The following is a 22,129-nucleotide window of genomic DNA, read 5'->3' as shown; positions in this document are numbered from 1 at the left end:
CCCCGTCTGCGAGGCTGCATAGCCTCATCAACCAGCGACGTCCGCCGAGCCCTTTTCAACATCGGGCGGGACATCCCCTATATGGCGGAGAGGCATGAATGTGCCGCTGCAGAACATGCCCTCCCGCTCAAGCATTTTGAAGGTCGGCGATATTCACGCCCTGCGCACGGAATGATGCTTCCACGTCAGCAAAGAATGCCGCGGCCCCAGGCTCCACAGCCGATGGCAGGACCGCCGTCACCTTTGCCGACGTTGTCCGCTTCAAACTGACCAGCGCAGTACTATAGAATGACACGAACTCACCGGCATCCAGGCTGCCAACCAGATCTTCAATGGGCATCGTTCGCGGCAACTCCTGAACATCGAATCCCAGCGCCGAAGAAACCATTGCCACGCGCGACAAGCCCTTGGGATGAGGTTTATAGAACACGGTCTGCGGCGCCTGTCGACGAAGATACGCCATGGCATGGTCCCGCAATCTGCGTTCCGCATTCCCCCCCAGCAATTCAGATACTTCCTGATCGAGAAAGACGATGCGTCGAGGATCGCCCGCCGGCGCCGGATCGGCGGATATGGCATCAAGAACAACAACGGCGCCAGCACGAGTGACGAGGCCCTTCTCACTGAATGTGAAGGTGGCATCATACGGGACACGCTCGAAGGCCGTGATGTGATTGAGGTATAGATACGGCCGGTAGGGCACGCCGTAGCGCAATCCGACGAACGTCTTCGCCAGATTCTTCAGTGTCTCGGCCGCCGCCGGCCGTCGGGCCGCATAGTTGATCATTCCATCGGGCAGCAATGCGAGCCAGGCATGCCTTCTGCGAGGTAGGAAGAAACTGGCGGCGAAATGCATGACGTGGGGTACAAATACCGCGCAGTTTCGCTGAACGAGAGGATGGCGTCGCAAGAAATCGCGAAACTGTCGCAGACCCGCGCTATACGACGCCTGGTCTCGTCCCGGAAAACACTCGACATGCACCCCTTCGGCGACCGGAAGATATCTCGGCTCACCCCCACCGAACCACATGACATAGGCAGGGGTCCCAGGTCGACGCATAGGCAAGAGGATGGCGGTTGCCTTGAGCGATTCAAACCCTGTGCAGACATAGACATGTGCATTAACGTCATCAGGGATGCTGCGGAAATCGTTCACGCCTCATTCTCCTCCGAGATCAAACGTGCCCGCCAGCAATTGATCCGCCATTCCGCGATCATTCTAAGAACAAAGGCCTGTACAAACATAGTAAGAGCAGATGACCACAACAGCCCCGACACACCTTCGTCGATCAGCAGAATCAGCAGAGACAAATATGCTCCAATGCCACAGAGAGACGTCAGTATCAGCCACCAGGTTTCTTTCAGCCCGCCGAACAACCAGACGCTGTGGTTTAACAGCGCAGCGGCTAAACAATACACCAACGCCGGAAGCAGCCAAACGAGCTCCATGTGATAACCAAGAGGCAACAGATTCTCTTTGAACACAACCACGATCGCGCCGACGGCGAATGCAACGCCGACAATCGCGAAGTTTCGGCGGGCAATCGTCTTCATGATCTTGAGGGCGTCGTCCACACGATCAGATGCGAATGCCTCTAGAAATGGGATGCGGTGGCTCTCTGAGTAGGCGTTGACCATCACGCCCAACACGACCATGCCATAGGAGACCAACGTATAGCCGGCCGACATCGCATCAGGCAACGTCACGCCGCCGACCCATCGCCCCCCCTGCCCGATGACCCAGATCGAGACCACATAGATCATTGTTCCGGCCGAATACGCGAAACCCGACCTCAGATGCACCATCCGCACCTTGCCGTGCTTGATCCCGTAGCGGTAGAGGGACCATGTCACCGCAGCGGCCAGAAACTGAGCGGCAAGATATGCGTAGACCAGGGCCTGCATATTATCAGACAGAACGCCCTGGAGGACGACGTATCCCAGCAAAAGACCGGCGCCGGAGACGGTCGATGACAACGCGTACAGGTGGTTGCGGTCTCTTGTGCGGGCAAGAATACTTCCTCCTTGCATCGCGACTAGCAACAGTGCGCAGGCAAGAATTTCCACCTGAAGCCCCAGATCGCCCTCGGTCATGGGATCTGTGACGCCTGAGGCTTGCAGGAAGAGAAGTAACGCACCACCTCCGACAAGAATACCAATCGCACCGGCAAGAATATTTGTAATAAAAGCGGATGCCTTACCCTCATCGGTCGCGTGATCAAAATAGATTCGCCCGATGGCAAGATGCAGGTTCATCGTAAGAATGGGAACAGCGATCGCAATCGTACTTGTAAACAGACCAAACCGGGTGAACTCGGAAGAAGACATGGTCGCAACAACGAACGGCAACAGAATGACGTTGCCAAGTCTTTGAGCGATGGTGCCACCGACAATCATCAACGTCCTGTTGAAGGCCATCTCACATGTCCCGGCGAGGCGAATGTGCAACCACTCCCGTGCCCCGGATCGTCACGGGGCGCGAGATTCCCGGTATGACAGTCCGCTTGTCGGCCATGCGGCTACGCGTTCTCTCAAGGCTTGCGATGACAGTTATCCAAATCACGCTGTAAAACGCTTCATTGATTGTACTATAAAACATAGAGGAAAGAACGAGTCCGCCCAAGAAAGCGAATACGTCGAACCTCTTCAGATACAAACTCAGGATTGTATAATATAAAATGACCATCAAAATTATTAGGAATGCGACAATATTAAGCTCGACGAAGATGGAAGCCCAGACCGAATGCGTTGGCATATAACCTACATAGAGATTCTGCAACAGAGACTTGTATTGAATGACATAAACCACCCCTCCGGTATCAAGAATAGAGTGCTGAAAATTACCGAGACCGACGCCGAAGAGCATGTTCCAGACGTTGAAGACCTTGACCTCAGCGGCGAGTCGGATCAGCATCACATGAGATGCGAAAGAGTTATCCTCCATCAGGGCGCTCAGTCGCCCAAGCCGCTGGAAGAAGGAACTATCAATCTCATCGAATCCACCGGTCACCCATGCCAGAAATATCAACATACTCCCGGGCAACAACAACAGCAGGATGGACAAAATACGTGACTGTCTAGATCCAACCACTACTCCGAGATTCAAACGAATAAGCTGATAGAGAATGACCCCGATCATGGGGAAGAAGAGCGCCCCCAAGCGTGAAAGCGTGGTCGTCGACATAAAGAGAGCGATGCCCATGATCACAAATGCGCCCACGCTTATGGCCCATCGACGCAGCTTCCCCCACTGCTCTTCTGAAGAGCGCTCCACACATAAATCGAGCCCACAACCCAGGATGAATAGAAAAAGACCAATGTAGACACTGAAATGAGACTTATCATCAAAGAAAAATGAATATCGAAAATCCACAAACATTGCAGGGCTATTAAGAAAGAACAAAAAATAGTGAGCCATCGACATGAGAAGACACACGCTCATGCCAATAATGCAATACATTATATATCGCGAATATCGAAAATATGGCGATCTAGCCAGAACAATATAAAAAGCGAGGCAGATAAACATCCCAGCATAATACGCGTTAAAGACAAGCTCGCTGATGCCAGCGGCAAAAAAGCAGGAGATGACGACGCTTAAGAGGAGAACAACGAGCACTCTTTCGACTTTGGGGGCACGAAATATCTGCAACCAAAATGGAAGTATAAGCCACGCCATTATCACGATGATTGGGATCGTCAAAGGCGCTTCCGACACGAACCCCGTCAGGGGATTGACGAAGAGGATAAGCGGCGGCAGAAGATGCAGAAGCTTCAGCATCCGTGGATATTTTGCCTCGAACATCTTCGTGTCGCGACCGTCTACCATCACTTATCTCCGAAGGACTTTTGAATCTCTGCTCGACAAATTTTGATGAACTGAAGCGAATAGTAGGTAAAGACACCAACCATGATCGAGATGATCAGCATGATTACCGGAGACATGTTGACGGCTTCACGCGGGGCATAAACCTGATCGATGACCCGAAGACCATAGGACAAATCGGCCCGAACAATCACTTCCCTGGTCATGAGTCGAACTAGCTGACCAGAAATAGCATTCGAAACCTGGGCCGTAGCCAGATGCTCCAGGTCTGTGGCCAATGCATCCATTTGGCCTTTAATCAAAGTGACCTCATTACTCCGACGCCAGTCGGTATAGTAATTCAAGATCTCCTTAATGATCCTGATGCCCGTCTCCCGATCCGACGTGGTCAGAGCGAATTTGACAATGCCACCCTGATCCAATGTATCCAGACTAACTGATTTCATGATGAAGTTGCGAACATCTTCAATTTGAACTGGTTCTAACTGGGCCTTCAACACTCGGGCCGCAAGCCGGCCGTGTCGCCACTTATCGACTTCATCCTGAACAAAATCGGATTGGAGCAGATGCTCTGCGATCGAGATTCCATTGACCACTTCGAAGAACTCGGTGATCCGCTTACTCTGTCCACTACCAAACAATGGCATCGCCGCTTGCTGCTGCAGTTCGCTGCCGGGCTGTTCAACGGAAACGATCGTGGAGGCCGTGTATATATCGTAGGGTAATCTTGACATAAAAATACCCGCAAAGCAAATAATACCTAGAAAAATAGACACTATGAAATTGAGATTGCGGCGGATCATCCGGATACTCCAAACCTTGCACGAATTTCGGGTTCAAACGAAGAAATTAGGCGCGGCCGAATTCATCGGCAATCCGCACGATGTCATCCTCGCCAAGATAACCGCCGGACTGCACTTCGATCAGATGCAGCGGAATCTTGCCGGGGTTACCCAGACGGTGAACGGCGCCCTGCGGAATATAGGTCGACTGGTTCTCGTTCAGCAGGAAGGTCTTGTCGTCGCAGGTCACCTCGGCCGTGCCGCTGACCACGATCCAGTGTTCGGCGCGGTGGTGATGCATCTGCAACGACAGCTTCCGGCCCGGCTTGACCACGATCCGCTTCACCTGGAACCGCTCGCCCAGATCGATGCCCTGATAGCTGCCCCAGGGGCGATAGGTGAGCGATCCGGTCTCGGCTTCGGGCCGTCGCGCCGCGCGCAGCCGCTCGACGATCGTCTTCACGGCCTGCGCCTGGTGCTTTGGCGCCACCAGCACGGCATCGTTGGTGGCAACGACGATCAGGTCGCGGACGCCGATCGCTGCCACCAATGGACCTTCGCTGCGCAGATAGCTGTCGGCCACATCCTCGGCAACCACATCGCCGAAGGTGACGGTGCCATGGGCGTCCTTGTCGCCGATCGACCACAGCGCGTCCCAGGCACCGACATCCGACCACCCCAGATCGGCCGGCACCACGGCGCCACGGCTGGTCTTCTCCATCACGCCGACATCGATCGACAGATCCGGGGCGCCGGCAAAGATCTCGCGCGGCAGGCGGACGAAATCCAGATCGGCGGTGCGGCCGGCATAGGCGGCGGCCACGGCCTCGGCAACCGCCGGGGCATTCGCCTCCAGTTCGGACAGCACGATCTTGGCCGGAAACAGGAACATGCCACTGTTCCAATAGAAACGACCCTCGGCCAGATAGCGCTCCGCCGTCTCGCGCCCGGGTTTCTCGTGGAAGCGGCGGATGCGCGCGGCACGCCCGTCCAGCGCATCGCCGGCCTCGATATAGCCATAGCCGCTCTCGGGGCGGGTCGGCTGAATGCCGAAGGTCACCAGATCGCCGGCGGTCGCCCGCACGGCCGCTGCCGCCACCGCATCACGGAAGGCCGCGACGTCGCCGATCACATGATCCGACGGCAACACCAGGATCAGGGCATCCGGATCATGGGCCAGCGCCGCATGGGCCGCCGCCGCCACCGCCGGGGCGGTGTTGCGCCCCACCGGCTCCAGCAGGATCGCCGCCGGCTCGATGCCCGCCGCGCGTGCCTGTTCGGCCACCAGGAAGCGGTGGTCCTCGTTGCACACCAGGATCGGTGCGCCGAAACCTGCCTCCGGGTCGACCCGCTTCAGCGTGGCCTGCAGCATGGTATCGGTGCCGGCAAGCGCCAGGAACTGCTTGGGCAGCGCCTTGCGCGACAGCGGCCACAGGCGGGTGCCGCCGCCGCCGCACAGGATCACAGGCGTAATGATGCTGGTGGTCATGGGGATGATGTCTCGCATCTCTGCCGGCGCGGGCCGGCCGTCAGGGGCGGCTGTGGCGATGGACGTCGCGGCCGGTCAGGCCGCGAATGCCTTCTCCAGGCGTTCCAGAGCGATCCAGAAGCCTTCGCCGTCGTTCTTGTGACCCTGCCAGATTTCAGGGATGAAACTGGCGCCGGGCTGGGTGCGGTCCAGCACGTGCCCGAAGGCGCGGAAGTCGATATCGCCATCCCCCACCTGCAGTCCCTCGCCGTCGACGCCCTTGCTGTCGGCGATGTGCATATGGGCGGTCACCGCGGCCACCGCCTCGCAGAAGCCCTCGAACGACCATTTGTAGTGGTTGCAGGCCAGCTTCGAATGCGAGATATCGAGGCAGATCCGCATGTTCTCGGCGGCACAGAAGCTGTTGATGGTCTCGGCATCCACGAACAGATTGTGGAAGCTCTGCCCGCCGAAATGCCACGGGAAGGGTGGCATGGTCTGCGGGATGATCTCAACCCCGTCGCGGGCAAGCAGCTTCAGGCTGTCCGACAGCCGCTCGTACAGGGCGGTGCATTCACGTGGATGCAGATGCCGGTCGGTGGTGAAACCACCGACATTGGTCACGATCAGCGGATCGGTCGGCTGGTCGAAATAGTCGCGCAGGCGCCGGGTCACGTCGATCACCCGCTGCATCTCCTTCACGGAATGCGCGCGGTACTCGGCATCGTCGGAAACAAGATTCATGGTGTGATCGTTGGCGAACAGCTCGGGCGCATGCACCACATAGCCGATCGGATAGCGACCCTCCAGATACTTGGCCAGCTCGATGTCCAGATCCTTGTAGCTGAGGTGGAATTCCACCAGCGACAGGTTTGTCTTGTCCAGCAGGCGCTGGAAATCGTGATAGCGCACCGGCACGCCCCAGGGGCGCTTGAAGGCATAGGGCCGGGGCTCGATCGCGCCGTCCGCCAGATCGCTCGGATAGAAGAAATCGCCGGCCGGAACTTCACGGCGCATGGTCCGGCCGACCAGATCGGCCAGCCGGTTGGGCTGGATGCCCTTGCCGGGGCTCTTGACATCAACCATGTCGGCCGTGATCACCGTGCCGATAGCGATCTGCTGTTTCGCGACCAGGCTCTTGGCCAGGATCTCGCGGTTCATCAGCTCGCCCTGCGACAACTGGCGCGACCCGCCCTCGCCCATCGCTTCCTCGACCTGACGGATACCGTCGACCAGGCGGCGGAACTCGTCGGGCAGCAGGCTGACCTTGTGGTCGTTGCCTTCAAGACCCTTGTCGACCGTGAAATGCTTCTCGACCACTTTGGCACCCAGCGCGATCGCCGCCATCGAGACGTTGATGTCGCGCTCATGGCCAGAATAGCCAACGACGCAATCGCCGATCTCGGCCAACCGCTTCATATAGCGCAGGTTCACGTCCTTGAACGGCGCCGGATAGGTCGAATTGCAGTGCAGCAGCACGAAGGGCGCACCCAGGCGGTGCAGCAGGCCTGACGACTGCTTGATCTCGGCATCTGTCGACATGCCGGTCGACACGATCAGCGGCTTGCCGGTGGCAGCCAGTGCCGTCAGCAGGTCCAGATTGGTCATGTCGGCCGAGGCGACCTTGAAGCCTTCCAGGCCGTAACTGTTCAGCAGCTCGACGCTCTCATGATCCCAGGGCGTGCACAGTGGCGTCATGCCGCGGGCACGGACGTGATCGAAAGCGCGGAACAGATCGTCGTTCGACAGCGAGAACTTGGCCAGCAGGTCCAGTGTGTACTGCGAGCCCAGATCCTCGGCGGCATCGTTGTTGTTGCCGGCATTGCGGTACAGCTTGTCGAGCTGGCGCATCTGGAATTTGGCGCTGTCGGCGCCGGCATCGGCCGCCAGGTCGATCAGCCGTCTGGCCAGGCTCAGATCGCCCTGATGGTTGTTGCCGATCTCGGCAATGATATAGGCCGGATGATCGGGGCCGATCTCGCGATCGCCGATCCGGACGACCGCTGCACCCACGCGGGCGACGGCGATGATCCGCCCCTGGTCGTCGACCAGCGGCAGGGCCGTGATCCGCTCCGACAATTCGGCCGCGATCCGTTCAGGCGCCGCATCGCGCGGCAGCGACCGGAAGGTCCGGTTCATGGCCTCAGATACGGGCCGCTCCAGGTCGATGGCCGGCTGCTCGACCACCCAGCGGCGGAAGTCGCCGTCGGTCAGAACGCCTTCCAGCCGTCCGGCTTCGGACACGGCGAACACGATGCCGTGCTTGTTCTCGCTGATCTTGCGAAGCGCGGTGGCGATCGTCTCCTCGACGAAGGTGAGGTAGGGAACGATCTTGGTTTCGATGATCATCGGTGTCCGATCGGCTCTAGCTGGGGGTCGGCGGTACATGGGGGCGGTCCCGCCGGACCGTCGTCAACATCACGGGAGCGCGCGCCCTGCCCCCATTGGCCCTGATGATACCGCCACTTACCGCGTCTGCGTAAGCAGCGTCTCGATCACGACCATATCGACTTCGCTGTCGATCTCATAGGCCGTCTCTTCCGCCATCTCGTGCAAAGCGATCTTGCCACCCAGGCGGTTGTTCCGGGTGCGCAGGATTTCTGGCGGGAACAGATAGATCGACCCGTTTTCGACATATTGCGGCGTCATATCCTGTCGCCGCGGCCGGTTGGCGGGATCATAATTGATTGCTGTGGCACCGGTGTCACCGCGCTTCCACAAGAAGCGGTGCGACACCACCACCGACAGCAGACTGTCCGCGCCATCGGCACGCAGGGTCGTGATGGCCCGATCGATGTCATCGGCCGCCCGGATCGGTGAGGTGCACTGCAGGAACACCACCAGATCGACCGGCCCGTCGCGGACCTCGATCTCGTCCACCGCATGGATCAGGGCCGCTTCCGAGCTGGCGGTGTCCGAGGCCAGTGCATCGGGACGCCGCACCACCTTCGCACCGAACCGCTCCGAGACGGCGGCGATCTCGTCGTCATCGGTGGACACATAGACCGCGTCGACCAGGCCACTGTTCAGCGCCTGTTCGATGGAATGCGCGATCAGCGGCTTGCCTGCCACCATGCGCACGTTCTTGCGCGGGATGCCCTTCGATCCCCCGCGTGCGGGGATGATCGCTACCGTCGAACCCATGTCTGTCTCCGGGAAGGGCCGCCCGAAAGGCGGCCCGCTTCAAATATCGTCAGCCGGCGGTACGCGGGCTGGCCGTGCCCCATTCGCGGCCCTCGCGCAGATCGAAGGCCTCGCTGGTCCAATAGAAATCCTGCCCGCTGATCCTGGGGATCCACGAGCGCGGCAGCCGGTGGGCGTTAAAGCCGATCTTGTAGCCCAGATATTTGGCACCAGTCTGAAGGATCGCATAGGGAACAAGCTGTGGCTTTTCGCGCATCAGCTTGCCCAGCATCGCCTTCACATAGCTGCCGCCGCGCTTCTCGTCGCGCACACCGTCAAGCAGCAGATCCTTCTGGCGCCGGCGCTCATAGCCCACATCGAACATGCGCCGGAATTCCTGTTCCAGGCTGTAGGTGTGCGAATGATGCACCACCGCCTCGGCGACATAGGCGATGCGGTGACCGCGCCTCAGCATCTTGGCGGCGTTGATCGCATCTTCCATGGTCAATGTCGGGCCGATGCCGCCGATCGCCTCCAGCGCCGGGTTGGACCAGGCCGCACAGCTGTCGGAGCAGAAATAGAGGAAGCTGCCCCATTTCGCCTTCTCATCATAGCTGCGGATGTGGCTCTCGGGGGGGTAGTTGAAGTCGCGTGCAAAGCCTTCGAAGAAGCCGGCACCATGATGTGGGATCTGACGGGCATAGGTCACCGCCGCGCGGCCGTCGATGATCGGCTGGACAAGATGGCCGATCATGTCGGGCGATGTCGCATAGGCGTCGGGCGTGATCATCACCACAATGTCGGTGCCCAGTGCCTGACGCGCACGTTCACGGGTCATGCCATGATTGAATGACCGGCGCGGCACCACCAGGGTTTCGGCGCCCATCTCTTCCGCCATTTCCACCGTTCCGTCATTGGACGACGAGTTCATCACAAGAACCCGCGGCTTCAGGGGCGAAGCCAGCAGCGGTGGCAGGCAGTGCGGCAGCATCTTCTTGGCGGTATAGGTGATCACGGCGACGCCGATGGTCGGGGCACGGCCCTCGGCGATCCAGGGGGCCGCTTCGCGGATCACGGTCTCAGGCAGGCTCTGGCTCATGGCCGGTCTCCCTCTGTGGCAGCCCCGCGGCGAGGCAGGTTCAGGCGCTCGGCATAAAAATCGGCAATCGCATCCCAGGCGGCGGCCTCGTCCCACCCCAGCCGGTCGGCATCCACCCGATCCGTGTTGATCCGGATCGGCGGTTCCGGAAAATCGGTCTGACGGGCCAGATCCAGCGGGCACGCGATCAAAAGCCGGGCCTGCATCTCGCGCGCGAATCTGCGGGCGAAGTCGCCCTGACTTTCGACATAGCCACTCGGGCGGCTGACATGGAAGCCCCCGTCCACGGGGATCCGGCCGACGAAGTCGGCATAGGCCGCCGCCAGCAGCGCCGCATGGATGTTGTCGCGGACATAGGCCGGTGTCGCCACGCCGGGCCGCCTGCCTTCGGCCCAGCTGCGCATCAGATAGGCGGTGAAGCGCGGCTCCTCCAACGGCCCGAAGGGGTTGGGGATCACCACCTTGCCAAGCGTGACGCCTTCCCGGGCCGCATAATAGGCATAGAGGTCGGCCGTCAGCCCCTTGGACAGACCGTATGGGCTGAACGCGGTCGCCGGCTGGGTGCCGGCCCCTTCGCGCTGCTCGAACACCGACCCGGTCAATACCAGCCGCAGGCAGCCCGCAGCCTTCATTGTCCTCAACGTGCCGACCAGCCCGCGGGCATTGTCGGCCAGCGCCCGCACCGGATCGAAGTCGGGGCTCTTATAGTCGCGGACATCGGCCGCATGGTGGCACAGCACATCAAAGGGGTGGCCAGCGGCGGCGGCTTCAGCGAACAGCGAGCGGAAGCGGTCGGTGCCGAATGTCACCCGCTCGATCAGCGCAAGATGCGGCACCAACGCCTCAAGCCGCCGGACCCGCAGCTCACGCAGCGGATCGGCGGCATAATCGGCCCGGGCACGATACAGCGTCGCGGTCACGTGGTGGCCCGCCGCAACCAGCGCCTCGGCATACCAGAGACCGGTGAAGGAACTGGCGCCCGTCAGCAGGATGCGCATGGCCGGACGTCCTTAGCGGAGGTGAAGGTCTGGATCGAAATCAGGATGGCCCTGATCGCGCGCCGACACCACCGTTGGTTCAATCGGCCAGCCGACGGCGAAGCGCGGATCGTTCCAGCGCACGCCACGTTCCCGCGCCTTGTCGTAGAAATCCGACACCATATAGACCAGTTCGGTATCGTCCCGCAGCGTGATGAAGCCATGGGCAAAGCCACGGGGCACATACATCGCGCGCCGGTTCTCGGCGGTGATCTCGGCGCCGAACCATTGACCGAAGGTCGGCTGATCCTCACGCAGATCCAGAATGACATCCCAGGCGGCGCCACGGATGCAGCGCACCACCTTCACCTCGGCCGAGGGGGCCAGCTGATAATGCAGGCCGCGCAGCGTGCCCTTGTTGGCGCTGTAGCTGTCGTTCATCTGCACAAAGCGGGTTTCAAGCCCCGCCTTGCCGAACTCGGTTTCACAGAACATGCGGCTGAAGAAGCCACGTTCGTCGCCAATCGGCTCAAGATCGATGACGAAGCCACCAGGGATCGGTGCGGGGGTGAACTTCATGCGGCCTCCGGTGCATTGGCAACGCGTGCAGCCTGCTCGTAAGCGGCAATCTGCTCAAGTGTCAGATCCCAGACATCGGCGCCGCCGGCCCAGGCCTTGTACCAGCCGACCGTCTCGCGCATCGTGTCCTCGAAGCGCCAGGCCGGCCACCAGCCCAGAATATTGTTCGCCTTGTCGCAATTCAGGCGCAGCAGATGCGCCTCGTGCTTGGCGGCGCCATCGGTGGCCGGAGCCACTTCCACGGCGCCCTTCCCCCAATGCTTCACCACCGCTTCCGCCAGACGGACGACTGGCTGGCAGTCGCGCGCGGACGGTCCGAAATTCCAGCCCTCGCCGGTCCCGATCTGCGGCGCGCCGGTCATCAGCTTCGCCGCGATCATCATGTAGCCGCCGAGCGGTTCCAGGACATGCTGCCAGGGGCGCACGGCGGTCGGGTTGCGCAGGAACACCGGCTCGCCACGCTCGATCGCGCGGATGCAGTCGGGGATGATCCGGTCCGCCGCCCAATCACCACCACCCACGACATTGCCCGCGCGCACCGATGCCGACTTGATGCCAAGCGGGGTCAGGAAGGACTGGGCATAGGCGTGGAAGACCAGTTCGGCGGCACCTTTCGACGCGCTGTACGGATCGCGGCCACCCATGGCATCGCTTTCGCGATAGCCCCAGATCCACTCTTTATTGTCATAGGCCTTGTCGGAGGTGATGTTGATCACCGCCTGAACGCCACCGACGCGGCGGACCGCATCCAGCACGTGGACCGTGCCCATGACATTGGTGTCGAAGGTCTCGATCGGCTCGTCATACGAGTAGCGAACCAGAGCCTGTGCCGCCAGATGGAAGACGACCTCGGGCTTCGCCGTGGCAACCGCGTCGTAAACCGCCGCTGGATCACGCAGATCGCCGACGATGTGGCGCATGCGGCCTTCCAGCCCCAGCAGGTCGAAATGACAGGGGCTGGTCGCCGGCGGCAGCGCGAAGCCGGTCACCTCGGCACCAAGCTTCAACAGCCAGGCGCACAGCCAGCTGCCCTTGAAGCCGGTATGACCGGTCACCAGCACCCGGCGGCCGGCAAAAACGTTCTTGAACGGCAGTTCGCTGCTCATATCGCTTCCATCGCCTGCAAGCCGGCCAACGGCGGCGCGCCACCCTTGGCCGATACGCGGATTGCGGCCGTCCGGTCAGGTCGGACGGCCGCAATGCCGATCACTTGTCGTCGCTATACGCCCAAGGCGCCTTGCCCTGTTCCCACAGCGCGGTCAGGTGTTCGCGGTCGCGCTGGGTGTCCATGCACTGCCAGAAGCCTGGGTGCTTGTACACATGCAGCCCGCCATCCGCGGCCAGCTTCGACAGCGGGGCCTGCTCCAGCACCAGCGCCGGGTCGTGCGACAGGTAATCGCGAAAGCCGCGATTGAAGAAGAAGAAGCCGCCATTGATCCAGGCATGGGTGATCTCGGGCTTCTCGGCAAAGGCGAGCAGCCTGTCTTCATCCATCCGGAATTCACCGAAACGCGAGGGCGGGTTGACGCCCAGCACGGTACCGGTTTTGCCATGTGCCTGATGAAAGGCCAGTTCCGCGGCAAGGTCGACATCGGTCACGCCATCGCCATAGGTCACGGCGAAGGTGCCCGCATCGCCAATATAGCGATCGAAGGCCATGGCGATACGCGCGCCCGTCATCGTCTTCTCGCCGGTGTAGGCGAGCGTCACTTCCCAATCACAATCATGATTGATCTGATGGTAAGTGACGCTGTTGTCGACGAGGTGGACCGTCGCGTCGCTGTTCATGGAATAGAAGTTCAGGAAGTAATTGCGAATCACCTCCGACTTGTAACCCATGCAGAGGACGAATTTCTTGAAGCCGAAATGCGAATAGGTCCGCATGATGTGCCAGATGATGGGCTTGTCGCCCACTGGCACCATCGGCTTGGGACGAAATTCGGTTTCTTCCTTGATGCGCGTGCCAAGCCCGCCACAGAGGATGAAAACAGGAACCGAAGAAGGAGTCATGATAGCGGTCTTGTCGCCTCTTGCAGGCCGCGATACAGGCCACCCACGCCACCCGGCGTCGGGCACAGCCGCATCAGCGGTCGTTCGCTCCGATCGTACCTGATCCGTATACCATGGCATCGCCGATGTCACAAGCGGCCTACGCATATCGCATGCGCGGGATGTCATTGATATTACGGAGAGTTCCACCCCACCCCGTCGAAGGGGGAGGAATTGCACCGACCACCGTCGATGCTCAGACGCGTGGCTGGCGTCAGCATATGATTGAGAATGTGTTAATGCCAGCCTTAACCGCTCTCAGTCCATCAATCCCGGCCAATTGCGCGCCACACCGTTGACGTCATAGCTGTCGACGCGCCCAATCAATGCGCTGGATCGGTTCAACTGCTGACCGCCGTCTCTGGTCACCGGGCGATAGGTGATACCGAAGCGGGTCTTGGTTGGCTTGGTGGCATAAAGATCCAGCGGCACGCTCAGGAAGAAGCCTTTGTCGAAGCTGCCTTCACCGAACTCCTCGGCCGAAACATCTGTCACCGTTGCGAACACACCGGCCCGGATTCCGCTTTCGAACTCCCGCGCCAATTCAAAAGTGGCGCCCCAGTCTTTGGCGAGATACCGGCCGGCGCGGACCGAGCCGTGGAGATCCCAGAACGGCAGGTCGTAGTATGCGCCCAGATGTCCCGTCACAGTGCTATAGTCGCTGAAGCCGAGCATGCCGTCAAAATCGCGTTGTTTGACCCAGTTGACATCAAGGCCGAATGCCCAGGGCGACCCGACAGATTTATAGAGAACCTCACCGCCGACACCACCGAACATTTCTTCCAGGAGCCCGGCATAGGCCGTCGCGTATATTCCCGGCGCCACAGTTCCATAATAGGCACCTTGGAGGCGACCGATCCAGGTCTCACCCTGCTTGAGGTATTCTTTAATATCGCTTCGCACGCGTGGCAGTTGGCTATCTGATTCGAGCGTCAATTCGTCATAGTTATTAACGATGTTCAAACCAACATAGCCGTCAATTTCAGTATTGGGTGTGGGGCGAACCGATGCGAGCGCACGCAGATACACCTGATACAGGAAGAAGTTGTCAGGACCACCAACCTGTTGGCGCAGTCGCGGCGCAATCGACCAGTCAAAGGCCGGAAAGCGGTCGCCATTGACAATCGCGTCATCGCCCGGCGGCCTCGCCTGCCGTATGTCGATCTGATGCCACAACTCGTCAAGAGTGCTCTGATCCTTCGACAGGCGCTCCAGATGGGTCCGCAGAACAGTCAGCTCCGCGACGTCCAGCCCATCCTCACCAAGAACAAGCGTAAACCGCTCAACTTCTGGGGGCATAACCTGCGTTGCGACGCGGGCCGCGCGCCCGGCAGACGTGATGAAATTCCGGAAGGGCATGTTGCCGATATGAATGCGGACCGTATCGCCGGCAATCTCCATACGATCGAGCACGACGTCGTTCTTGGCCGCAGCCGTAAACAGACGCAGGGCAATCTCTTTCTGATCCTGGTGCGTTTGAACATGTGCCATATGCACGCCTGCCGACGCCTGTGCGGCGATGTCCTGCGCATCCACAGTGGTCGTGTCTAGCTGCAGATCCTCGGCCGCCATGTCCTTTCGGGGCAGCCGCCAGCTCATCACGCGGCGACCAGACTGCCCAAGAAGCCTCACCTCCACGATGTCCACCGTGGTGGGAACAGCACGGGCAGCCTGCGCCGCAACAAGCAGTGCATCATTCATCTCCCAGCCTGGCATGCCACCGGTCAGATCAATTTCGGCATGTGTCTCGGAAACGTCGAAGCGACGCACCTCCAGGGCGCGGTCAGCCGCCGCAGCGCGCACACTTGCCTCCGCAAGCTCGGGCAACCAAGCAGCCTCCGCTGGGCGCGGCTCGATGGGCAACGCATCCGGACGTCCCTGAGGTCCATTGCGACCCCGAATCGCAATTTCAGGCGGAACCCCCTTGTCAAGCAGCGGGTTAAAGCCGTTGTTGAAGTCGGCGAAAAGGGAGACGCGAGCCATCGCCGTATCGCCCCGCTCAAAACCGGCTGAAAGCTGGACCCAGCTCGACGGTTGATAGGTGATGCCGACGTTGAACGGCGATTTCGGCGTAAGATCTGACGCAGCCGGATCGTCCTTATAATTGTTTGAATCGTATTCAATTATAAAGAGCAGGTCATCATTGATAAGCGGGATGTCTTCCCATCGATAGCTAAGGCTGCCAAACAGCGCCATGGGCCCCGAAAAAAAAGCCGTTCCCAGGCCGCCGGCCGCGTCAGCACCGTCGCCGCGATTCTTGAACCGATCGATGAACTGCCCCAGCGGATTGTCGAAGTGCGCGCGCGACCCCAGGGCGCCGAAACCCAAGCCTGCCGTCACGTCGACATTGCCGAAGCGCTTGCTGGCCACGATGTATTCACTGCCAAACAGATTTGTGCCGCCCAAGTCCCGTGCGCCGATTGCGATTTCGGGCCAGTTCTCACCTTCTTCACTGAGACGGATTTTTACGTCGACACTTCGGTCTTTATAGTCCTGGTCAGAGAAGCCGGCCACATTGCTATAGGCGCGATCGGTAATCCGGGTATAGCGGAACGTACCTTCCAGCCATGGCAGCGCCTGGAGGTTGATGAAATAGCGGTGGTACGGCGAGGCAATGGAGATCCCCGCAAGGAACTGGCCATCTTTACCGAATCTGGCCGTGGGGGTCTGTAGTGCGCCGACACCGCCATAGTCAGACACATTGGGCAAGACGCTCCGCTCCCAGGGCCGGTACTCACCCGGCGCCTGTTGCGCGAAGCTGGCAGACACCGTCGTACCGACCCCGACGGCAGCCAGTATGACTCCGGCTGCCGTCTTACACCTACGCCACCCGTTCACCAGGTTGTCCGCCTCAGTCTCTGCTCACGACACTGAGCGACGCCGCCGTGAGGGCGAGGCCACTCAAAATGCGCGTTACGTCACCGGTCACGGCCAGGAAGTCAAACGGAGCCAAATCACGTGGAATGACGATCATCGCGCCGGGCGGGATACTCGCATCAGTCGTGCCCCATGAATTGAGTGCCAACATTTCGGCAGCCCCATTGGGTAGAACGACGAAGGCACGGCCCTCGTCAGCATCCATCGAAGATCCACCGGCCGACTTAATGTAATCTTCGGGCTTCCGACCACTGATAAACTGTTGCGCGCCGGGATTCAGAACCTCGCCCACAACGAGGACGAAGTTTGGCCGCTTGGGAATGACGATCTCGTCTCCGCCTTCCAGCACGGTGTCGAGTTCCGGCCGCGCTCCCAATACCGCGGGATCAGCCTCAACAACCACCCGTCCGTAGGGCTCGACCGACGAAATATCCGTCACGAGTTCCCGCATGACACCCATCGCATCAGCGACACCCGCAGAGGATGAACGCTGCGCCTGGCGGGCCAGCAAAGAAACGATGCCACGCTGCAACTCATCAGCCGTACGACGATTGGCCTGGCGCTCCAGACTGCGCACGCGGTCCCGGGTAAAGATGGCGCCGAACGGATAGGCCTCTGCCGTAAGCCCTCCCGCCCTTATCAACAGGTCCGACAAGCGGTCACCGCGACGAATATCGTATGAGCCGGGCCGAAGCACTTCGCCCCGCAGGACCACCACGCCACTCTCGCGTGTCGTCACCCGCGTCGCGACGCGAACCATATCGCCCGGCCGGACCACGACGCTGTCGAGGCTGATCTTGGTCAGATCCAGAACTTCACGGCGGATGTCGGTGGTCGTTGCGCCGACGGATGCATCGTAGCGCGTGACCTCGACCTGCGAGATGTCCGCCGACCGCCCAAGACCACCGGCGGCATTCAACAGCAGACGCAGCGGCACCGGATGCACGATCGGATAGAGACCGGGACGACGAACGTCGCCCGTGATCGCCGATACGTTTTCAAGCATCAGTGGCAAAAGGGCCGGATACTGATCGATAACCGGGGGGCAATCAACCCTCGACGGCGCATTGGCGGGCGTGCCGCTCTGGGCCAGGAACTGGCGCGCACTCACGAAGCTGTCGGCCCGTGTCCGACGCGCCACGCCTTGAAGATAGTTGATCGCGCCGCAGGACGACACGCCCCCTCCGGCCAACGCTTCGGCAATTGGCGAAGACGAGAGGAAAGAAACATCGCCCGCCCCCAAAACGATGAACCGGTCACCGGAATTGAGTGTCATGTCGCTGACATCGCTAAGAACCCCAACCAGATCAACAGGTATCAAGGTCGGCAGCAATGTGGTCGGATCACGGGTCTGGACCACGGCAAACGGCAGATAGGGCGACCCACTCAGGAGATCGAGATTGGTCAGCAGCGACTTCAGGCTGCCCCGGCTATCCAGAGCACGGGCACCAGGCGTTGATACGGCACCTTCCACGACAATCGTTCCGCCAACGACGTTGCGGTCGATGAACACCTGAAGGATTTCACCCCGCTGCAGCGTGCCATTGCGACCACTGACCGTGGAGACAGACTGCACACCTTCATTGTCGAAGGCGACATGCATTATACGGTTGCCTGCAGGCCGAAGCGGCCCGCCCGCCATGTTCATCGCCGCCGACATGGGCATGCTCGACCGCCCGGGCGCCGTTTCAAAAATACCCGGACGGGCAACATCACCATCGACGGCAACCGTCGGTCCCAGGAGAGGAACCACGATACGGTCGCCTTCGCGAAGCACGGTTGTTCCCGCACCTGCCGCGCCTTCCAGATAGCTGTAGAGATCGATCGGGATTCGTTCGCCATCCGCCCGCACCAGATCGACACGCCGCAACGAGCCCGAGCGCCTGATGCCACCCGCGGCGTTCAGTGCGTCGACCACTGTCGCGAAACTGTTGACGGAACGGGTTCCCGGCCGCACCACCTCGCCCAGCACCGCAACACTGATCGATCGAATGCTGCCCACCGAGATGTAGACACTGGTGCCGACCATGCTGCGTTCGGTGATCTCATTCACGCGACTCCGCAGGTCGCCGACGGTCGTGCCGACCGCCTTGATCGGCGGCGTCTCAGGCAGAACGATGTCGCCGTCACGATTGACCACGACACTGACCGTGCGGGAAATCTGGCCGCGATACGTCACGACCAGTTCGTCACCAATGCCCAGAACATAGTCCGGGCTGATTTCACCCGACGTCAGCGGAGCACGACTGCCTTGCCCGAACACGCGGTATCCATACTGCGAGATCGCGCGACCGGTTCGAAGCGCGTAATCGCGCTCGATCGAAGACGGATCGCCAAACATCCCCAGGCGCTGCTCGTCCTGCTCGGAGACCTTCTTACGCTCATCATCATCGTCATCGTCGTCGGCACGATCAGGGGCGTCAGGATCAAGCGCAGTGTCGGCGCTGCCGTCTCGCACATCGACATTATTCTGCAGCGTCTGGGTCGCGGCTTCAATCTGACTTTGCAGATCAAGCAGGGTCTGCGCCCTCGCATTCGGTGCATCCACCAGAAGAACTGCCGCCAACCCCAGCGTCAGAGCCAGGCCGACCAGACGTCGGGCAGCACTGCGTGATCTCACACGGAGGGATTCGCGGAGCGAAGCGTTATCGAGGATCATGCTGCGTCCCGTAGCCTGTTCGATGCGATGCTCTTGCTTAAGAGCCCCACGCAATCTGGTATGCGGGCGAAGCGCGTAGCAATGCGCGACGGTACGCCCGGACACATAGCCCTCGTGGAGCGATCCACACCCTACCACAAGCCGGCCGATCGGCAATGCTCGAAAAACACCGTCATTGTGCAGCGCAAAATGCGCCACATTGGACACGTTTTTGCACGCCCGGGGCGGGGCTCAAAGTGTCCAGTACGCGGGATTCGGACCGACCGCCATCCCCCGCCAGACACCCTTTATATCTGCAATAAGGCCAGGGCATTTGATCATGCCCGCAATGTGATCAAGAGAGCGGTGCAGGAAGACCTGATGTCCCACCGCAAGCACCAGCAGATCATACCGCGCCGGGCTGTTCTCAGGCCATGCCACGACGTCAAGTCCATATTGCCGGCACAGATCCAACCGATCTGCCAGTGGATCGTGCAGATCCACCTGAAATCCGTGCCGGCTAAGCCGCGCCGCCAGCTGCGGAACCTTGGAGTTCCGCAGGTCCGGCACATTTTCCTTGAAGGTGACCCCCAGAATCAACGCCCGCGGTCGCACCACATCGGGCGCCACCTCGCGGAACCGGAACGCGATACGGTCGGCCAGCTCGTCCGCCATATGATCGTTCAACCGACGGCCTGCCAGGATGACGTCGGGCTCATGGCCGACCGCCTGCGACAGGTGGCTGAGGTAATAGGGGTCGACGCCGATGCAGTGGCCGCCCACCAGCCCCGGCTTGAAGTCGAGGAAATTCCATTTGGTGCGCGCCGCATCCAGCACGTCATGCACCGACAGGCCGATGCGCTCGAAGATCAGGGCGATCTCGTTGACGAAGGCGATGTTGATGTCGCGCTGCGCATTCTCGATCGCCTTCGCCGCCTCGGCCACCCGGATCGATGGCGTCACATGAACCTGGCCGCCATTGAGCGCACCGTAAAGCCGCGCCAGCGCATCGGTGAGCGCCGGTGTCTGGCCCGCGACCACTTTGACGATCGTATCCAGCCGATGCAGACGGTCACCGGGATTGATCCGCTCCGGCGCATAGCCCAGCAGCAGGTCACGGCCGACGACCAGTCCGGATGCCACCGCGAGCGCCGGACCGCAGACATCCTCGGTGACGCCGGGATAGACCGTGCTCTCGAACACCACCACGCTGCCCGGCCGCAGCCGCGGGCCGATCGTGGCGCAGGCGGACAGCAAGGGGCCGAGATCGGGCCGCCGGTCGCCGGTGATCGGCGTTGGCACGCACACGATCACCACCCCTGCGCCGGCAAGCGCATCGGGATCGGATGCCGGCCGGAACCCGGCGGCAAGTGCCGCCGAAAGCCCGCCGCCATCCACTTCGCCGGTGTCATCGCGGCCGGCGGCGATCCGCCCGACACGCGCGGCATCGATATCGAAGCCGATCACCCGGCGGCCGCTTGCGGCGAGCGCCACCGCCAGCGGCAGACCGACATAACCAAGTCCGACCACGGCGAGAACCGCATCATCAATACCGGCTGTGAAGGGCGGCGCCAGGAATGGGTCGATACCGGCAGCAGGCGACATGGAGGTGCATCCGTTCAGCATGAAATCCGGTGCGCGGCACGCTTCGGCGCGCCTGCGGCGATCAGAGCCCGTGGTAATCGCGATACCAGTCCACGAAACGCGGGATGCCGGTCGCGATCGGTGTCGTCGGGCTGAAGCCCAGCAGGTCGTGCGCCGGTGCGATGTCGGCATAGGTGGCCGGCACGTCGCCTGGCTGCATGGGCTCCAGGATCTTCACGGCGTCGCGGCCGAGTGCTGCCTCGATCGCCCTGATGAAATCGCCGAGCGCCACCGGCGCATTGTTGCCCAGGTTGAACACCCGGTGACTGACCGCGCCGGGCGCGCCGCCTGCCGCGGGTGGCGCGTCCAGTGCGGCGACGACACCATTGGTGATGTCGTCGATATAGGTGAAATCGCGCTGCATCCGGCCCTGGTTGAACACCCGGATCGGCTGGCCGGACAGGATGGCACGGGTGAAGATCCAAGCCGACATATCCGGCCGCCCCCAGGGGCCATACACGGTGAAGAAGCGCAAGCCCGTCAGCGGCAGCCCATAAAGATGGGCATAGGTATAGGCCATCAGTTCCCCTGCCCGCTTGGTGGCTGCATAAAGCGACAGCGGCGTGTCCACCCGGTCGGCCTCGGAAAACGGCAGATCCTGGTTGGCACCATAGACCGACGAGGAGCTGGCATAGACCATGTGCCTGAGGCCGGGCAGATGACGCGCCAGTTCCAGCAGGCACAGATGGCCTTCGACATTGGCGCGGGTATAGCTGTGCGGGGCTTCAATCGAATAGCGCACGCCGGCCTGCGCCGCCAGGTGCACGATCCGGTCGATCCGGGGCATATGGCCGGCCAGGGCCTGCACCGCCTGCCTGTCGGCGATATCGATCCGGCGGAAACTGAAGCCGCGCCTGCCCTCCAGCCGGGCCAGCCGCGCCCGTTTCAATGCCGGATCGTAGTAGTCGTTCAGGTCGTCTATCCCCAGAACGGCCTCGCCGCGGTCGAGCAGAGACAGGGCGACATGCGATCCGATAAATCCGGCAACACCGGTAACGAGGACGGTCATGGTCAGCGGATCCGCGATGCGATGAGGAACGAGGCGTGGGTGAAGGTAGCTGCGCCGC

The 22,129-nt window shown here is 61.0% G+C and carries 16 protein-coding genes; all 16 read right to left on the bottom strand.

What is annotated here, in order from left to right:
- Window positions 1–127: 127 nt before the first annotated feature.
- Window positions 128–1,156, bottom strand: a complete 1,029-nt coding sequence (locus IEW15_RS15675) for a hypothetical protein (protein WP_188579605.1) — start codon at window positions 1,154–1,156, stop codon at window positions 128–130.
- Window positions 1,153–2,418, bottom strand: coding sequence for a lipopolysaccharide biosynthesis protein (locus tag IEW15_RS15670; RefSeq protein ID WP_188579602.1), 1,266 nt, complete (start codon window positions 2,416–2,418; stop codon window positions 1,153–1,155). The genes IEW15_RS15675 and IEW15_RS15670 overlap by 4 nt, the downstream gene beginning before the upstream one ends.
- A 1-nt stretch (window position 2,419) precedes the next feature.
- Entirely contained in the window at window positions 2,420–3,829 is a 1,410-nt protein-coding gene (locus IEW15_RS15665) for a hypothetical protein (RefSeq protein WP_188579601.1), read from the bottom strand.
- Entirely contained in the window at window positions 3,829–4,629 is an 801-nt protein-coding gene (locus IEW15_RS15660) for a GumC domain-containing protein (RefSeq protein ID WP_188579599.1), read from the bottom strand. Before IEW15_RS15660 ends, IEW15_RS15665 begins: the two co-directional genes overlap by 1 nt.
- 46 nt (window positions 4,630–4,675) lie before the next feature.
- Window positions 4,676–6,097, bottom strand: coding sequence for a mannose-1-phosphate guanylyltransferase/mannose-6-phosphate isomerase (locus IEW15_RS15655; RefSeq protein WP_188579597.1), 1,422 nt, complete (start codon window positions 6,095–6,097; stop codon window positions 4,676–4,678).
- Window positions 6,098–6,172: 75 nt separating this feature from the next.
- A complete protein-coding gene (locus IEW15_RS15650) occupies window positions 6,173–8,425 on the bottom strand; it encodes an N-acetylneuraminate synthase family protein (RefSeq protein WP_188579595.1) in 2,253 nt (750 codons plus the stop codon).
- A 117-nt stretch (window positions 8,426–8,542) separates the two neighbouring features.
- A complete protein-coding gene (locus tag IEW15_RS15645; protein ID WP_188579593.1) occupies window positions 8,543–9,220 on the bottom strand; it encodes an acylneuraminate cytidylyltransferase family protein in 678 nt (225 codons plus the stop codon).
- Between the two features lie 49 nt (window positions 9,221–9,269).
- Window positions 9,270–10,298 (bottom strand): glycosyltransferase family 2 protein, encoded by a 1,029-nt coding sequence (locus IEW15_RS15640; RefSeq protein WP_188579591.1) that lies wholly within the window; start codon window positions 10,296–10,298, stop codon window positions 9,270–9,272.
- Window positions 10,295–11,296 carry an NAD-dependent epimerase/dehydratase family protein gene (locus IEW15_RS15635; protein WP_188579589.1) on the bottom strand — a complete coding sequence of 334 codons (1,002 nt, stop codon included), beginning with the start codon at window positions 11,294–11,296 and terminating at the stop codon, window positions 10,295–10,297. Before IEW15_RS15635 ends, IEW15_RS15640 begins: the two co-directional genes overlap by 4 nt.
- 12 nt (window positions 11,297–11,308) lie before the next feature.
- A complete protein-coding gene (gene rfbC / locus IEW15_RS15630) occupies window positions 11,309–11,854 on the bottom strand; it encodes a dTDP-4-dehydrorhamnose 3,5-epimerase (protein WP_188579587.1) in 546 nt (181 codons plus the stop codon).
- Window positions 11,851–12,960 (bottom strand): CDP-glucose 4,6-dehydratase, encoded by a 1,110-nt coding sequence (gene rfbG / locus IEW15_RS15625; RefSeq protein ID WP_229708153.1) that lies wholly within the window; start codon window positions 12,958–12,960, stop codon window positions 11,851–11,853. The genes rfbC and rfbG overlap by 4 nt, the downstream gene beginning before the upstream one ends.
- Window positions 12,961–13,060: 100 nt before the next feature.
- Window positions 13,061–13,864, bottom strand: a complete 804-nt coding sequence (rfbF, locus tag IEW15_RS15620; protein WP_188579585.1) for a glucose-1-phosphate cytidylyltransferase — start codon at window positions 13,862–13,864, stop codon at window positions 13,061–13,063.
- 297 nt (window positions 13,865–14,161) lie between these two features.
- Window positions 14,162–16,672 (bottom strand): YjbH domain-containing protein, encoded by a 2,511-nt coding sequence (locus tag IEW15_RS15615; protein WP_188579583.1) that lies wholly within the window; start codon window positions 16,670–16,672, stop codon window positions 14,162–14,164.
- Between the two features lie 82 nt (window positions 16,673–16,754).
- Window positions 16,755–19,439 carry an SLBB domain-containing protein gene (locus tag IEW15_RS15610; RefSeq protein WP_188579581.1) on the bottom strand — a complete coding sequence of 895 codons (2,685 nt, stop codon included), beginning with the start codon at window positions 19,437–19,439 and terminating at the stop codon, window positions 16,755–16,757.
- A 231-nt stretch (window positions 19,440–19,670) separates the two neighbouring features.
- Window positions 19,671–21,023: a nucleotide sugar dehydrogenase gene (locus tag IEW15_RS15605; RefSeq protein WP_188579579.1), complete on the bottom strand. Its 1,353-nt coding sequence runs from the start codon at window positions 21,021–21,023 to the stop codon at window positions 19,671–19,673.
- Window positions 21,024–21,084: 61 nt separating this feature from the next.
- Entirely contained in the window at window positions 21,085–22,071 is a 987-nt protein-coding gene (locus tag IEW15_RS15600; RefSeq protein ID WP_188579577.1) for an NAD-dependent epimerase/dehydratase family protein, read from the bottom strand.
- Between the last annotated feature and the right edge of the window lie 58 nt (window positions 22,072–22,129).

The organism is Tistrella bauzanensis, assembly GCF_014636235.1.
Lineage (GTDB): Bacteria > Pseudomonadota > Alphaproteobacteria > Tistrellales > Tistrellaceae > Tistrella > Tistrella bauzanensis.
Note: the sequence above shows the minus strand (reverse complement) of the source record. Positions and strands in the feature narration are given on the sequence as shown.

Excerpts from the sequence above, each read along its gene's own strand:
- IEW15_RS15670 (WP_188579602.1), bottom strand. The coding sequence starts at position 2,418 with ATGGCCTTCAACAGGACGTTGATGATTGTCGGTGGCACCATCGCTCAA.
- IEW15_RS15665 (WP_188579601.1), bottom strand. The coding sequence starts at position 3,829 with ATGGTAGACGGTCGCGACACGAAGATGTTCGAGGCAAAATATCCACGG.
- IEW15_RS15660 (WP_188579599.1), bottom strand. The coding sequence starts at position 4,629 with ATGATCCGCCGCAATCTCAATTTCATAGTGTCTATTTTTCTAGGTATT.
- IEW15_RS15655 (WP_188579597.1), bottom strand. The coding sequence starts at position 6,097 with ATGACCACCAGCATCATTACGCCTGTGATCCTGTGCGGCGGCGGCGGC.
- IEW15_RS15650 (WP_188579595.1), bottom strand. The coding sequence starts at position 8,425 with ATGATCATCGAAACCAAGATCGTTCCCTACCTCACCTTCGTCGAGGAG.
- IEW15_RS15645 (WP_188579593.1), bottom strand. The coding sequence starts at position 9,220 with ATGGGTTCGACGGTAGCGATCATCCCCGCACGCGGGGGATCGAAGGGC.
- IEW15_RS15640 (WP_188579591.1), bottom strand. The coding sequence starts at position 10,298 with ATGAGCCAGAGCCTGCCTGAGACCGTGATCCGCGAAGCGGCCCCCTGG.
- IEW15_RS15635 (WP_188579589.1), bottom strand. The coding sequence starts at position 11,296 with ATGCGCATCCTGCTGACGGGCGCCAGTTCCTTCACCGGTCTCTGGTAT.
- rfbC (WP_188579587.1), bottom strand. The coding sequence starts at position 11,854 with ATGAAGTTCACCCCCGCACCGATCCCTGGTGGCTTCGTCATCGATCTT.
- rfbG (WP_229708153.1), bottom strand. The coding sequence starts at position 12,960 with ATGAGCAGCGAACTGCCGTTCAAGAACGTTTTTGCCGGCCGCCGGGTG.
- rfbF (WP_188579585.1), bottom strand. The coding sequence starts at position 13,864 with ATGACTCCTTCTTCGGTTCCTGTTTTCATCCTCTGTGGCGGGCTTGGC.
- IEW15_RS15610 (WP_188579581.1), bottom strand. The coding sequence starts at position 19,439 with ATGATCCTCGATAACGCTTCGCTCCGCGAATCCCTCCGTGTGAGATCA.
- IEW15_RS15605 (WP_188579579.1), bottom strand. The coding sequence starts at position 21,023 with ATGTCGCCTGCTGCCGGTATCGACCCATTCCTGGCGCCGCCCTTCACA.
- IEW15_RS15600 (WP_188579577.1), bottom strand. The coding sequence starts at position 22,071 with ATGACCGTCCTCGTTACCGGTGTTGCCGGATTTATCGGATCGCATGTC.